The organism is Roseibium sp. FZY0029 (assembly GCF_036350355.1).
GTDB lineage: Bacteria > Pseudomonadota > Alphaproteobacteria > Rhizobiales > Stappiaceae > Roseibium.
Genome location: NZ_JAZDVZ010000006.1, coordinates 1 through 12,653 on the forward strand (window position 1 = coordinate 1; position 12,653 = coordinate 12,653).

Genomic DNA, 12,653 nt, shown 5'->3' on the forward strand with positions numbered 1-12,653 from the left:
ATCACACCGTGAACAGAGCTAACTTTTGAATGCGGACAATCAGGGGAGCAGGTCAACGAGGTCGTAATATGCCTAAGATGCACCTCAAGTTGCGGGTTTCGGGTTTGTAATTCCACGAAACTGTCAATCGACGCAATGATATCCGGTGAGTTTATGGTGACAGCGCCAGAAGTCCTCTTGACTTGAGTTCCCTGCAAGGCATCTCGCGCGACAATTGTGTAGTCCTCAGAGACCTCTAAGAATAGGAACTCATCATCGTTTAAGTCCATACAAGCGAGGGCTGACTGGTACAATTGATATACGTAACCACCAAGGGAATCGATTGCCTCGCGCGCCTCGTTACCTTTGGGTGCCTTTGGTTTTTGCATTCGTGTTATTCGCTTGCAGAAGGAATTAGGCGAAGAATCACTAAGATATCCATCTTAGCGTAGCGCAAACCGGCCCTGGTTACACCCGTAGCTCTTGAGCAAGTCTGCATTTAGTAAGAGGCTTCGTATGGCCGAAATGGGGGATGCCAACGAACTATTGAATCAAAGGGAATCGAACAACCGCTATGGGACGTTTGTGTCCACCAAGCACCAGCTAAAGTCAGGAATGGAGCGCTGCATCGCCACCTGGAGCCCGGAGTGGTCAGCAGGCCACCAGGTTCATCATGAAACACATGGCTCGCTTCCGGGGATTGGGCGGAGTTCAATTTCTCCTGTCTGGGACACTTCGAATTCCAATGCCGTTGTCTGGGGGCTACTGCCAACGACGACGACAGTGTGGTCACCTTTTTCGAAGTTGCTCCTGTGCAGTCCGGAAGCTGAAATCATGGTTTCCAATTCCGACAAAGACTTATGACGCAGGAATTGCTGTAAAAGCTTCTCGGAGCTTTTCAGGGCATCAGCCTCTCGAGCCAGTTGGTCGCACCGGTAGGTGTGCGAAATGCCTTTGTCCAATTGCTCCGCCCCTTCCGTGACAACATACGTTATTCCCCCACCAAGCAGCACGCCCGCCAACATCAGTCCGAGTGCACGCATCAATCATCATCCTTCGTCTTCGAACTCAAACGCATTATCTCCACTGGAAATGTTTACGGCAGGTCTGTTCCGCGTTGCAGTCACTCAACCGTCCATAATTCTGCATCCTGCATAATTGGCCGCTTCGGTGAAAGCTGTGCGAAACAGGTGCTTTTCAAGTTGGTCCGGAAGCCCACTCCAAGCCAAAAGCAGGAGACTGCCTCGGAAGGCCTGTCCGCGCCTGTCCAGAAAATCAACACCGGCTGAGCTGTCACTTCCGCCCTTTCAGCGCCCGGGACAATGGCTTAAGAAAAGAACTCTTCAGCTTTTCCAGCGCGTAGAGGGGACACATGGAACAACGCAGATTGGGTGCCAACGGGCCGGAAGTGGGTGCCATCGGCTATGGGGCGATGTCCTTTTCCGACATGTACGGGCCGACGAACGAAACGGAAAGCCATGCCATTCTGAATGCCTGCCGCGATCTGGGTGTCACGCATCTGGATACGGCCAATGTCTACGGCATGGGCAAATCGGAAAGCGCCATCGGCACCTATCTGAAAGCCAATCCGGGTGCGCGGGACGAGTTCGTGATCGCGACGAAGGCCACGATCACCAAAGATGCGGACGGCAACCGCAGCTTCGACAATTCGGCGGAGCACCTTGAAGCCGAGCTGGACAAGTCTCTGCAGCGGCTCGGCCTGGAGTGCGTGGACCTGTTCTACGCCCATCGCCGCGACCCGCGCTTCACGCCGGAAGAAACGGCGGCCAATCTCGGCCGGCTGGTGGAAAAGGGCAAGACCCGCGCCATCGGCCTGTCGGAAATCGCGCCGTCAACCCTGCGGCGCGCCATGAAGGTGTTTCCTGTCGCGGCCGTTCAATCGGAATATTCGCTCTCCACGCGCGCGCCCGATCTCGGGCTGGTGCAGGCCTGCGCCGAGCTTGGTGTTGCCATGGTGGCCTTCTCGCCCGTGGGCCGGTCACTGCTGACGGACCATCCGATCCCGCGCGAGCGGATCGCCGACCTGCCGTTCCTCAGCACCAACCCGCGGTTCATGGAGCCTAACCTGACGGAGAACCTGCGCATTATGGAGGGCTTCCGCAAGCTCGCAGCGGAGACGGGCACGACGGCGGCGGGGCTGGCCAATGCCTGGTTGCTGACCCGCGGACCGCATGTGATCCCGATCCCGGGAACGCGCTCCGTGGAGCACCTGCGGGAATGCGTCTCGGGCGCGGCGCTGACCCTGACGGCAACGGATCTGGAGCGTATCGAGGCCGTGCTGCCCGTCGGCTGGGCCCACGGCGACCGCTACTCGGAAGCGCAAGGCATCGGGCCGGAGCGTTATTGCTGAGCTGACTACCTGAACCGCCGACGTGCCGGTGCATCTGAAACCGGACGCATAGCGGAGCCGGGCCGTGCAGCAATGCAGGGCCGTGCATCTGCACGAACAGGCTTGGCGGCCGGTCCCGAGCCGGGAGTTTCGTTTAGCACATAGCGTCACCGGAAATCCCGCGTCCTTGCCAGCGTCCGCACAAATGCGCAGCTTGCGCTTGAAGGACAGCCGTGTACTGCTAGGGTCCGCCCCTGGCGGGCAAGGGAGGACGTTCATGCTATCGAACCGCTGGCTGATACTGGCCGTCCTCTTCTTTGCCCGCTTCACGATGGCCTTCCAGTTCCAGTCGATCGGCGCCCTGTCGCCGCTCATCATCGACACTTACTCGGCGGACTTTTCCGACATCGGGCTGCTGGTCGGCCTCTATCTGGCTCCGGGTGTCGTCATTGCCATTCCCGGCAGCGCCATCGCCGTGCGCTTCGGCGACAAGCGCGTGGTTGCGCTCGGCATGGTCATGATGCTTGCCGGCGGCGGGCTGACGACCCTTGTGACGGACTGGAACGTGCTTGTGGGATCCCGGCTTCTGGCCGGTGCCGGCGGGGTCATCCTCAACGTCGTCATGACCAAGATGCTGGTCGACTGGTTTGCCGGAAAGGAGATATCCACCGCGATGGCTATCTTCATCAATTCCTGGCCCGTGGGGATTGCCGCCGCCCTGCTCACGCTGCCCCTGATCGCCGCCTCCGGCGATCTCACGCTGGCCTGGTGGGCCGTTACCGCGGTCATTCTGGCGGGGCTGGTTCTGCTTCTGCTGTTCTACCGTTCGCCCATGGGCGCCACGACGGCACCAAGCCTGCGGATCGCCCAGCTTCCCGTCTATGCCCTGGTGCTCGCCAGCACGATCTGGGCTCTCTACAACGCGGCACTGGCCATGGTGTTCAGCTTCGGCCCCGCGCTGCTCAAGGATCAGGGCTGGACGCTGGCTGCGGCCGGTTCGGTGATCAGTGCCTTCATGGTCGTCTTTTCCATCGCTGTGCCGCTTGGTGGCATCCTGGCCGACAAGACCGGCCGGGCGAACGCGATCATCACCGTAAGCCTCGCCGCCTTTGCCGTGCTGATGCCCCTGGTGCCGGTTCTGCCGCCCTTCGCCGTTGCCGTGGTCTTTCTGATCGTCGGCGGACTGTTCGCGCTTGCGGCAGGACCGATCATGACCCTGCCCTCGTCCATTCTGCCGCCGGCGAGCCGAACCTTCGGGATGGGTGTCTTTTTCTCGATCTACTACGTGGTGATGATGGTTGCCCCGCGGGTTGCCGGGGAACTGGCGGACTGGACCGGAAACGCAAGCATCGCCTTGATCACCGGAGCCGGCATGGCGGCCTTCTGCATTCTTGTCCTCTTCCTGTTCGGCAAGGCCCGGCGCAAGCTGACACCGGCCTGACGGAAGACGGAGAATTTCCCGCGGGCTGGAGGCGCTGCCGCCTTGCGCTTGTGCGCGCGCGGGATATTTCGCCGGCTCAGCTGAAAACATCCCTTTCCAAAACGGCGCTGACCGGTCACGGTGCCCGGATGAGTGCTTTGTTTGAAGAACTGGACTACGCCCCGACGCCGATCGGCGCGATATCCCTGCGCCGCCGGCATATCCTGGCCCTGAAGACCGACGTCTTCGAAATCCTCCTTGGCGAGGAACACCTGATGTCGAGCCTTTTTACCGCGTCGGAAATCGCGCTGGCGGACAAGGGGCTTGCAGCCCTCAGCGGCGACAAGCTGGACGTGCTGGTAGGCGGACTTGGGCTTGGCTACACCGCAAGGGCCGCGCTGGCTCATGAGAGCGTTGCCGACCTTACCGTGGTCGACCTCTTGGCACCCGTGATCCGCTGGCATGAGGAAGGCCTCGTGCCGATGAAAACCGAACTTGCCGACAACCCGCGCTGCCGACTGGTGCAGGGCGATTTCTTCGCCATGGCAGCCTCGGAAGACGGCTTTGATAGAGACCAGCCCGGCCGCCAGTATGACGCTCTGCTGATCGATATCGACCACACCCCGGAACGGCTGCTGCATGGCGGATCCAAAGGCTTTTACACGCCCGAGGGTCTGCGTGCCGTGCAGCGGTTCGTGAAACCGGGCGGGATCGTCGGGCTGTGGTCCGACGAGGCCCCGGACGAGGCCATCACCGCCTTGCTTGGCCAGGCGTTTGGCGAGGCCTGGGCCGAACCGGTGGTGTTCACAAATCCCCTGCAGGACGGGCGCGAGGTGACCCAGGCGGTCTATCTGGGGCGCAAGGGGTGAGTTGGTGCGAAGGGCGGCTGTCCGGTCCCATCTGACGCAAAAGCGCCGCCACACAATCGAGACGGACGTCTTCATCGGTTTTGAAGAGGCCGGCAGGCTTTGCGGTCATTTCGAAGCCGACCTTCGCGCCGGGCGGCAACATCCTCGAGTATTGTTCGCTCACCGCGCCGATCGACGGGCTTTAGGGGTGTCCTTCGAAGGCCCCTCCTCAGTTGCCTCATCAGGCCCCGGCAAAGATGCCAGTCCCTTGGGCGTCAGGGCGTAGATGCCTCTTTCCACCCGCTCGAACCAGCCGTAGTGATCGTCGGCCATCATGCGGGTTGCGGTGGCAACGCCAGTTGCCCTGGCAACATCCGCGCCGCGGCTGGGGCCGTTGGTGGAAAGATGCTCTGCGCAGCGGATCGCGTCCTGGCGGTAAGCTGTCACCAGCGTTGTGCGCGTCGAGCCGCCGGTGTTCGGGTCGCCCACCCGGCGGGCAAACTCCCGCAGGAGCCGATCCTTGCGCGGCTTGGACTTGCGCGGGGTGAAAGGCGCCGGGTCCAGATGCACCTCGACAACGCCATCGGGCAATCTGACGGTGATGACACCGAGGCCAAGCCTTCGGGCAAGCTGCAGGTTTTTCTTGAGCGACTGGATAAACTGCCGCCCCTTGCCCCGGGCAACCGCGACATAGACCGCATCTGTCACCGACTGACGCACGACCGCCTGATGAAACAGGCTCAAGGTGAAGCCGGTCTTGAGTTCGACAATCACCGGATCCGCTCCATCGCGGCAGGCGACGATATCGGCCGAACCGACCTCGGCCTTTACCTCATATCCCTGTTCAACAAGAAAAGCTTTGACCGGCGGGTAGAGCTCGGTTTCCATAATGCGCCCCATGGCGGTATCCTACGTGCGAAGCTATGGGCGGGCAATCATCCGGCCGGGGTCACCGGGCAAAATCCAAGGGTTAGATGCTTTCTTTTCCAAGAGACACAGGAGCCTTGATCTGCTCCGCTTTCGGCCGAAACCTGATCTCTCTTTGGCCGTTTCATTTGCACGACCTTCGGAAACCGGATGGACGGCTGCTCACGCAGGTGTGAGCGCAAAGCCAGGCATGAGCGGGCCGAACGCCTCGGAAATGCCGAGAAGCGCCCTATACTGGTGTATCGGACGCGCCCGGTTTCCCGAGAGAAGCCGGGCCCTAACGCCCGACAGGAGATCGATGATGACAACCGGCCTCATGACCCGCCGCACCCTGCTCCTCACCGGAAGCGCCTTTCTGGTGACGGGCGCATCTGGCTGGAGTGTCCCGGCCCGTGCAAAAGGGCTGGCACCGACCCCTACCATGCGGGGTGGATCCAACAATTATCGGCCCGGCGCGCCAATTGTCGACAGGATCGGCGGTGGCGGCTTCTGGATGACCGGCACCGTGCGGCGTGCAGGCGACGGCGCCCCGCTGGCAGGCCAACGCATACAAATCTGGGCGCATACGACCGAGGGCCACGAGCGCGACCAGCGTAGCCACGGTGCAACGCTTACCGATGCCAATGGCGTGTTCCGCCTGGAAATGCCGCAGATCGTTCCGGCTTTCGGACAGCCTCACGGGCACCTGGCCTATGACAGCGGCACGTTTGAAACCGTTTTTCTGCGACCGGTGATGAAAAGCTCCGCCGACACCAGCCTGGAAGCACATTTCGTGCTGCAGCCTGCTTGATCCGGAGCTGCCCGACGGCATGAGCCGCCTTCGCGCACCCCTGATATGGGCCGCCCTGGCAATCATCGTTCTTGTGCCGATCCTTGCGGCTTCGGTAAGCCCGCTTCTGCAATGGCGCCAGCCGATCTATATCGCGGCAGGCTTTGCCGGCATCGCCGCGATGGTGCTGCTTTTGCTGCAGCCGTTGCTGGCCGGTGGCTATTTACCGGGCGCGACCGGCCTGCGCGGACGGCGCTTTCACCGCTGGACCGGTTTTTTGCTGGTAACGGCGATCATTCTCCACGTCGGCGGGCTCTGGATCACCAGCCCGCCGGACGTGATCGACGCCCTTCTCTTCAGATCGCCGACACCGTTTTCCGTCTGGGGTGTCATCGCCATGTGGGCCGTCTTCGCCGCAGCCTTTCTTGCCGCGTTCCGACGGAGCCTTGCCCTTTCTCCCCGCCTCTGGCGCCGGCTGCACACCCTGCTGGCGATGGTGATCGTTACCGGCAGCGTGGTTCATGCGCTGTTGATCGAAGGCACCATGGAGACATTCTCCAAAGCCGCACTTTGCGCGCTGGCCGTGGCCGCGACGGTGAAGGTGATTTTTGACCTGAAGATCTGGGCGAGGCGTTCACGCGGGGAAAGCTGAAACTCCCTCGCGAAGCGGGCCAGGCATCAATTCATCAGCTCAGAAACCTTAGAAATGCGCTGCCCAGTAGCCAAAGGTTATGTTTTTCGGATCCTGTGGCAATTTCTTGATCAACGCTGTTTGCGGATTCGTCAGAGGGCCGCTGTTTTTTCCATCAATGTAATGGCGCCGAAAATTCTGCCTGCACGCACCGAATTCCGCTGTGCGGATAATCTGTTCGCAAAGATACAGAACCGTTCGGGCGTTCGGGTTTTTCAGATCCACATTCTCCATGAGCAAGGGATGGATCCTCATGTAATCATCACGCGCCTGAATCCGTCCGCAAACGATGTCAGCGGCGAACCCTGCAAGCGGAATTTTGGAAATACTGGCTCCCAGGCCTTTGCACGACAAATCAAACCAGGGCACGCTGTTTGGGTCATCGACTGAATTCTGGTTACCGGCCATTTTACCCCCAACGAAAAAATCAAATACAACCGATGAAAAACTTCTCGTTGAGGAAAATAGTCACGAAGTCTGTCGCAAATCAACAAGTAAAACCTCGCTTATAACCACGCTGAAAGTCCCCCGTGCAAAGACTGGATATGGCGAGGTTCATCACTTCAGGTCACGTAAATATTCAGTTCGAAACGGCAACGCCGCACATTGCATGTCTGCCCTTTTCCGCAATTTCTAATGTAAATTTTGCGCCAGAGCGCCGCGTCTCAAGCCGTGTGTGAACGGCTGTTCCCGTGCTATGTTTTTCCGGAATTCTGTTTCTAACGAAAGAGCTGCCCACCTGTTGTCTCGCCTGAGGAATTTCGTCCTGAGGAACAGTGCGCCTGCTACGCCCTTTTCGAAAGCCTGATGTGCCATGCTTGTCCGTTTGCTTCCCCGGTTCCTTCTGCCGTTTGCCGCGCTTCTGTTCTTCTATGGGGGTGCTTCCGCCGCCGAATTGACGCTTGTCTCCTTCCGTTACAGCGATGCCGCACCGGTCGTGCATCTGCGGCTGGAAGGGGAGATCCGGGCCGATGACGGCGAGCGGGTTGAAAAGGCCTTTGTGCAGCTCGCGCACTGTTCGGGTGCGGCCTGCAACAACGACTTTGGCGGACCGCGCGCCGTCGTCTCTCTGGCGAGCCCCGGCGGCTCCTATTCGGCAGGGGTGAAGCTTGCGGATTTCTTCAGAAACAACACCATTGCGACGGTGGTCGAAGCCGGAGACACCTGCGTTTCGGCCTGCGCGATGGCGTTTCTGGGCGGCTCATCCTTCTGGCCGACCGGCGGTATCGGCACCTTCATCGACCGGACCATCGAACCGGGTGCGCGGGTTGGTTTTCACTCGCCCTATTTCACCGAGGACATAGCGGTGGCGGCCGTCCGCAGCGGCCAGTTGGGCCAGCTTCTGGATCTCACACGGCTTGCGATCGCCGACATCGTCAAGAACCTGACACGCTACTCGGTCAGTCAGCACGTTCTGGACCGGATCATCAGCATGGGGCCGGAAGGATTTTTTGAAGTCGATACGCCCGCCGCGCTGTTTGCCATCAGAGCGCAACTGCCCAGCTTCGACCCGGCCCTTCTGGAGATCCCGTTCGAGGAGCAGATCCTCAACGTTTGCAGCCGCCTTGCCGCGCTGCATTACGAGCAGCCCCTGAGCCTGCTCGACGCATCACTGCTTGAAGACACCAACGACGGTCGCACGCCGGAGGGCGACAGGATCCGGCTTTACGACCTTGCCGACCGGCCGCTCAACGTTGCAGGTTGCGGTGTTCCGCATGACAAGCAGACCGGGCCCCTCGCCACCATGTCACTCTACCGGCTTGTCAGCGACGGTGAGATCTTCGAACCACTGCTCTCTTTCCATACGTCAAACGAGGGCGGCTGGTCGGCCCTCGGCTATCGGGGTGGCCGGGCAACGGACGCCTTCATCAAGCTCGGGCCGCTCAACCATGTGCTGATGGCTCCGGATGAAAAGCTGAACGACTTGCCGCCGGCAGTTACGGCAGAAATCGAAATTGCCAAAGGCAGGGTCGCCGACCCGCACCTGCCGAGCCACAGCCGCCCCTGGCCGGCCGAGACACTGTTCGCCGCGCCTTGGTCGCGCAGCTACCTTGGCGCCGGACTGACGATTGTCGAACAGACCGGCCCTGCGAAACTCTTTGAAGAACTGGCCGAGCAGGCGGAAGGAACCAGCATTCTCTATAGCCAGGACAAGCCGGGCATTCTGGTCCGGTCCGGCGAGGACACCGAAAACGGCACCTCCTACTACTGGCTCGCCCTTCGCTCCGGCAACCGAACCGCCACCATCCGCCTCGAAGCCCCCGTCCTGGCGGCCAGCCTCACCGATGCCCAGAAATCCCTGATGAGCCTCGTGGCATGTTCAACCGATTTCGAAGGGGTTCATCTGGGGTGTTTCAAGTAGGCAGAAGTTGACACCTGGTGTCAGGTCACTGCGCCATGTTCTGCAAGAAAGTTCAGCAGCACCCGCACACGTGCGGGTAATGGCCCGCCCTGGCCGGTGTAGACGGCGTGGAAGGCTTCGCTGTCGTCAGCGGAGCACGCTTCGAGAACCGGCTTCAGACGTCCCGCCGCGATGTCGTCGCGGACGGTAAAGGCAGCAAGACGGGCAAGGCCCAGACCATGGATTGCCAGCCGGCGGATGGCCTCGCCGTCGCTGGCCTGAACGCGGCCGGGAGGGCAAACCGCGATCGGTTCGTCGTCCCGCAGAAAGCGCCAGGTGTCGACTTCCCGTGGATAGTTGAAGCCAATTTTCCTGTGTCCTTCCAGATCCGCGACGCTGGCCGGTTCCCCGGCACGCCGAAGATAGCCGGGCGACGCGACGATCAGCATTGGCGTTTCGCCGAGCTTGCGTGCAACCAGACTGGAATCCTTGAGCGGCCCGGCCCGCACCACAACGTCCGTCCGCTCCGCGAGAAGGTCAATCAGGGCGTCGGTCAGAATGATTTCGAGTGAGATATCCGGATACTGCTCGAGGAAGAGAGGCAGAACCGGTTCCAGAATGTGGGTCGCATAAGAGGCGCTGGTGTTCAGCCGGATGCGGCCGACCGGCTGCTCGCCCAGCCCTGCCTGCCGTTCTGCTTCATCGATGCTTGAGAGAATTTCACTCGCGCGTTCGTAAAACACACAGCCTTCCGCCGTCAGATCCAGACGTCGGGTGGACCGGTTGAAAAGCCGTGCGCCGAGCCGGGTCTCCAGCCGGGAAATCAGCTTGCTGACGGCCGACTGGGTCATCCCCAGTTGCCTGGCCGCGTGAGAGAACCCACCCAGTTCGACGACCTGGACAAAGACCTCCATCTCACCGCTGCGGTTAATGCTGGCACGCGACATATGATTTCAATTCACTTATCTTATTCATTCCGGGCGTATAGTTCATGATATGATTGCTGCCTAGGTTCCGTCCATCGAAATGTCTTGGACGGAACCCACAATGCCTATTGCCCTTTATGCGCTGGCGGCCGGAGCCTTCGGCATCGGCGTCACAGAATTCGTCATCATGGGCCTTCTGCTTGAGGTCAGCCGCGATCTCGGTGTCTCGGTCGCTTCGGCGGGAATGCTCATTTCCGGCTACGCCCTCGGTGTGGTGGTCGGCGCCCCCATCCTGACTGTCTTCACCGCGACCTGGAACAGGAAGCGCGTGCTGGTCGGCCTGATGGTGATCTTCATCATCGGCAACGCTGCCTGCGCACTCGCGCCCAGTTACGGCCTGCTGATGGCAGCCCGTATCCTCACGGCCCTCGCCCACGGAACCTATTTCGGTGTCGGCTCCGTCTTCGCCGCCTCCATGGTCGGCAAGGACAAGCAGGCGTCCGCAATTGCCATCATGTTCACAGGTCTGACGCTTGCCAACATCCTCGGTGTTCCTGCCGGAACCTGGCTTGGCCAGCAATTCGGCTGGCGCATGACCTTCTGGGCCGTGACGCTGATCGGCCTGGCCTCCCTGGCCGTGCTCCTTCTGCTCGTCCCGGCCGATCACTCGCGTCCCGTTCCATCCGGCTGGAGGGCCGATCTGAAGGCCGTGACGCGCGCAACCGTCCTGCTCGGTTTCCTGACCACGGTTCTGGGGTTTGCGGGCGTCTTCACCCTGTTCACCTATATCGCCCCGTTGCTGACGCAGGTCAGCGGATTTGCCGACACGGCAGTCTCTCCCATCCTGTTGATCTTTGGTGGCGGCCTGGTCGCCGGGAACCTTTTGGGCGGCAAACTTGCCGACATCAGACTGAAGACAGCGCTTATCGGCAGCATGGCGACCCTGGCGCTCGTTCTGGCGGTCATGTCCGCCGCCTTTGAAAACCAGATCGCGGCTGTGGTGCTGACGGCGCTGCTCGGCGTGGCGGGGTTCGCGACGGTTCCGCCGCTGCAGTCCTGGGTTTTGTCGAAAGCCGTTGGTGCCGGAGAAAGCCTTGCCTCCAGCCTGAACATTGCCGCCTTCAATCTCGGCAATGCGCTTGGGGCCTGGGCCGGAGGCATCGCCATCTCCCATGGGCCCGGACTGGAAAACCTGCCTCTCGTCGCCGCGGGCTTTCCTCTCCTTGCCATCGTGATCGCGCTTGCCTCCTTCGCGATTGAACGGCGGCCCGCCGCCTCTCCGACCTCCACCCACCAGACTGCCAGCTAGAAAGGACACCATCGACATGGACTATCGTTATCTGGGAAACTCCGGGCTCAAGGTTCCTGCCCTCAGCTTCGGTGCCGGTACATTCGGCGGCTCCGGCCCGCTCTTCAGTCATTGGGGCACAACGGACATCGCGGAGGCGCGGCGGCTCGTCGACATCTGCCTTGAGGCCGGCGTCAACCTGTTCGACACGGCAGACAACTACTCCGAAGGCGCTTCGGAAGACGTGCTTGGCGAAGCGATCAAGGGCCGCCGCGACGCGGTGCTGCTGTCAACGAAAATGAGCCTTCCACTGGGGGACGGACCCAATGAGGCAGGGTCTTCACGCTTCAGGTTGATCAGGAGTGTCGAGGCCGCTCTCAAGCGCATTGGGACGGACTATATCGATCTTCTGCAACTGCACGCCTTCGATGCCTTCACACCGGTTGAGGAGGTGCTGTCGACGCTCGACCAGCTCGTCCGCGACGGGAAGATCCGCTATGTCGGGGTTTCCAACTTCTCCGGATGGCAGATCATGAAATCGCTCGCCGTAGCAGAGAAATACGGCTGGCCGCGCTATGTCGCCAATCAGGTCTATTATTCGCTTGTCGGCCGGGACTACGAGTGGGATCTGATGCCGCTCGGCGCGGACCAGGGCCTTGGCGCCATGGTGTGGAGCCCGCTTGGCTGGGGCCGGCTAACAGGCAAGATCCGCAGGAACAACCCGATCCCCGAGGGCAGCCGACTGCATGAGACCGCAAGTTTCGGACCGCCCGTCGAGGACGATCTGCTCTATTCGGTTGTCGATGTCCTGGATGCGATTGCGGAAGAAACCGGCAAGACAGTTCCGCAAGTGGCGATCAACTGGCTACTTCGGCGCCCAACCGTCGCGTCGGTCATCATCGGCGCGCGCAACGAGGCGCAACTTCGCGACAATCTGGGGGCGACCGGCTGGGTCCTGACAGACGAGCAGATTGCCCGTCTTGATGCCTCAAGCACGCGGACTGCGCCCTATCCGCATTTTCCCTATCAGCAGCAGGACGCTTTCGCACAGCTCAATCCATCCCTGGTCTGAAGAGCAAGGAAGAACGGCGCGGCAGGTGAATGCGTGAACCTG

General features: G+C 61.0%; 13 protein-coding genes. 8 read left to right on the forward strand and 5 right to left on the reverse strand.

The window, feature by feature from the left end:
• Together V1T76_RS17755 and V1T76_RS17760 are read right to left on the reverse strand one after the other, a co-directional pair.
• Positions 1-368: hypothetical protein (locus tag V1T76_RS17755; RefSeq protein ID WP_330561988.1), on the reverse strand; the 368-nt coding region annotated here is incomplete at its 3' end.
• 282 nt (positions 369-650) lie between these two features.
• Positions 651-1,022: a hypothetical protein gene (locus V1T76_RS17760; protein WP_330561989.1), complete on the reverse strand. Its 372-nt coding sequence runs from the start codon at positions 1,020-1,022 to the stop codon at positions 651-653.
• A gap of 329 nt (positions 1,023-1,351) precedes the next feature.
• Here V1T76_RS17760 and V1T76_RS17765 point away from each other — a divergent pair, with 329 nt between their 5' ends.
• From V1T76_RS17765 to V1T76_RS17775, 3 genes are all read left to right on the forward strand, one after another.
• A complete protein-coding gene (locus tag V1T76_RS17765) occupies positions 1,352-2,350 on the forward strand; it encodes an aldo/keto reductase (RefSeq protein WP_330561990.1) in 999 nt (332 codons plus the stop codon).
• 256 nt (positions 2,351-2,606) lie between these two features.
• Complete coding sequence (locus V1T76_RS17770; protein WP_330561991.1) at positions 2,607-3,770, forward strand: MFS transporter; 1,164 nt, start codon at positions 2,607-2,609, stop codon at positions 3,768-3,770.
• Between the two features lie 128 nt (positions 3,771-3,898).
• Entirely contained in the window at positions 3,899-4,618 is a 720-nt protein-coding gene (locus V1T76_RS17775) for a spermidine synthase (RefSeq protein WP_330561992.1), read from the forward strand.
• 159 nt (positions 4,619-4,777) lie between these two features.
• Here V1T76_RS17775 and V1T76_RS17780 read toward each other — a convergent pair whose 3' ends face one another.
• A complete protein-coding gene (locus V1T76_RS17780) occupies positions 4,778-5,497 on the reverse strand; it encodes a DUF2161 domain-containing phosphodiesterase (RefSeq protein WP_330561993.1) in 720 nt (239 codons plus the stop codon).
• Positions 5,498-5,825: 328 nt separating this feature from the next.
• Between V1T76_RS17780 and V1T76_RS17785 the strand changes: the two genes are divergently transcribed.
• Positions 5,826-6,314 (forward strand): twin-arginine translocation pathway signal, encoded by a 489-nt coding sequence (locus tag V1T76_RS17785; protein ID WP_330561994.1) that lies wholly within the window; start codon positions 5,826-5,828, stop codon positions 6,312-6,314.
• A 19-nt stretch (positions 6,315-6,333) separates the two neighbouring features.
• Positions 6,334-6,945 (forward strand): ferric reductase-like transmembrane domain-containing protein, encoded by a 612-nt coding sequence (locus V1T76_RS17790; RefSeq protein WP_330561995.1) that lies wholly within the window; start codon positions 6,334-6,336, stop codon positions 6,943-6,945.
• Between the two features lie 48 nt (positions 6,946-6,993).
• On the opposite strand, the gene V1T76_RS17795 is transcribed toward V1T76_RS17790, so the two are convergent.
• Positions 6,994-7,392, reverse strand: coding sequence for a hypothetical protein (locus tag V1T76_RS17795; RefSeq protein ID WP_330561996.1), 399 nt, complete (start codon positions 7,390-7,392; stop codon positions 6,994-6,996).
• Between the two features lie 406 nt (positions 7,393-7,798).
• On the opposite strand from V1T76_RS17795, the gene V1T76_RS17800 reads away from it, so the two are divergent.
• The gene (locus V1T76_RS17800; RefSeq protein ID WP_330561997.1) at positions 7,799-9,346 is read left to right on the forward strand and encodes a hypothetical protein; all 1,548 of its coding nucleotides are present in this window, start codon (positions 7,799-7,801) and stop codon (positions 9,344-9,346) included.
• 20 nt (positions 9,347-9,366) lie between these two features.
• Here V1T76_RS17800 and V1T76_RS17805 read toward each other — a convergent pair whose 3' ends face one another.
• Complete coding sequence (locus V1T76_RS17805) at positions 9,367-10,272, reverse strand: LysR family transcriptional regulator (protein WP_330561998.1); 906 nt, start codon at positions 10,270-10,272, stop codon at positions 9,367-9,369.
• A gap of 100 nt (positions 10,273-10,372) precedes the next feature.
• Between V1T76_RS17805 and V1T76_RS17810 the strand changes: the two genes are divergently transcribed.
• A complete protein-coding gene (locus tag V1T76_RS17810) occupies positions 10,373-11,560 on the forward strand; it encodes an MFS transporter (protein ID WP_330561999.1) in 1,188 nt (395 codons plus the stop codon).
• A gap of 16 nt (positions 11,561-11,576) precedes the next feature.
• Positions 11,577-12,611: an aldo/keto reductase gene (locus V1T76_RS17815; protein ID WP_330562000.1), complete on the forward strand. Its 1,035-nt coding sequence runs from the start codon at positions 11,577-11,579 to the stop codon at positions 12,609-12,611.
• The last annotated feature ends 42 nt before the right edge of the window (positions 12,612-12,653 follow it).

Coding starts and splice junctions, on each gene's coding strand:
- V1T76_RS17760 (WP_330561989.1), bottom strand. CDS start 1,022: ATGCGTGCACTCGGACTGATGTTGGCGGGCGTGCTGCTTGGTGGGGGA.
- V1T76_RS17765 (WP_330561990.1), top strand. CDS start 1,352: ATGGAACAACGCAGATTGGGTGCCAACGGGCCGGAAGTGGGTGCCATC.
- V1T76_RS17770 (WP_330561991.1), top strand. CDS start 2,607: ATGCTATCGAACCGCTGGCTGATACTGGCCGTCCTCTTCTTTGCCCGC.
- V1T76_RS17775 (WP_330561992.1), top strand. CDS start 3,899: ATGAGTGCTTTGTTTGAAGAACTGGACTACGCCCCGACGCCGATCGGC.
- V1T76_RS17780 (WP_330561993.1), bottom strand. CDS start 5,497: ATGGGGCGCATTATGGAAACCGAGCTCTACCCGCCGGTCAAAGCTTTT.
- V1T76_RS17785 (WP_330561994.1), top strand. CDS start 5,826: ATGACAACCGGCCTCATGACCCGCCGCACCCTGCTCCTCACCGGAAGC.
- V1T76_RS17790 (WP_330561995.1), top strand. CDS start 6,334: ATGAGCCGCCTTCGCGCACCCCTGATATGGGCCGCCCTGGCAATCATC.
- V1T76_RS17795 (WP_330561996.1), bottom strand. CDS start 7,392: ATGGCCGGTAACCAGAATTCAGTCGATGACCCAAACAGCGTGCCCTGG.
- V1T76_RS17800 (WP_330561997.1), top strand. CDS start 7,799: ATGCTTGTCCGTTTGCTTCCCCGGTTCCTTCTGCCGTTTGCCGCGCTT.
- V1T76_RS17805 (WP_330561998.1), bottom strand. CDS start 10,272: ATGTCGCGTGCCAGCATTAACCGCAGCGGTGAGATGGAGGTCTTTGTC.
- V1T76_RS17810 (WP_330561999.1), top strand. CDS start 10,373: ATGCCTATTGCCCTTTATGCGCTGGCGGCCGGAGCCTTCGGCATCGGC.
- V1T76_RS17815 (WP_330562000.1), top strand. CDS start 11,577: ATGGACTATCGTTATCTGGGAAACTCCGGGCTCAAGGTTCCTGCCCTC.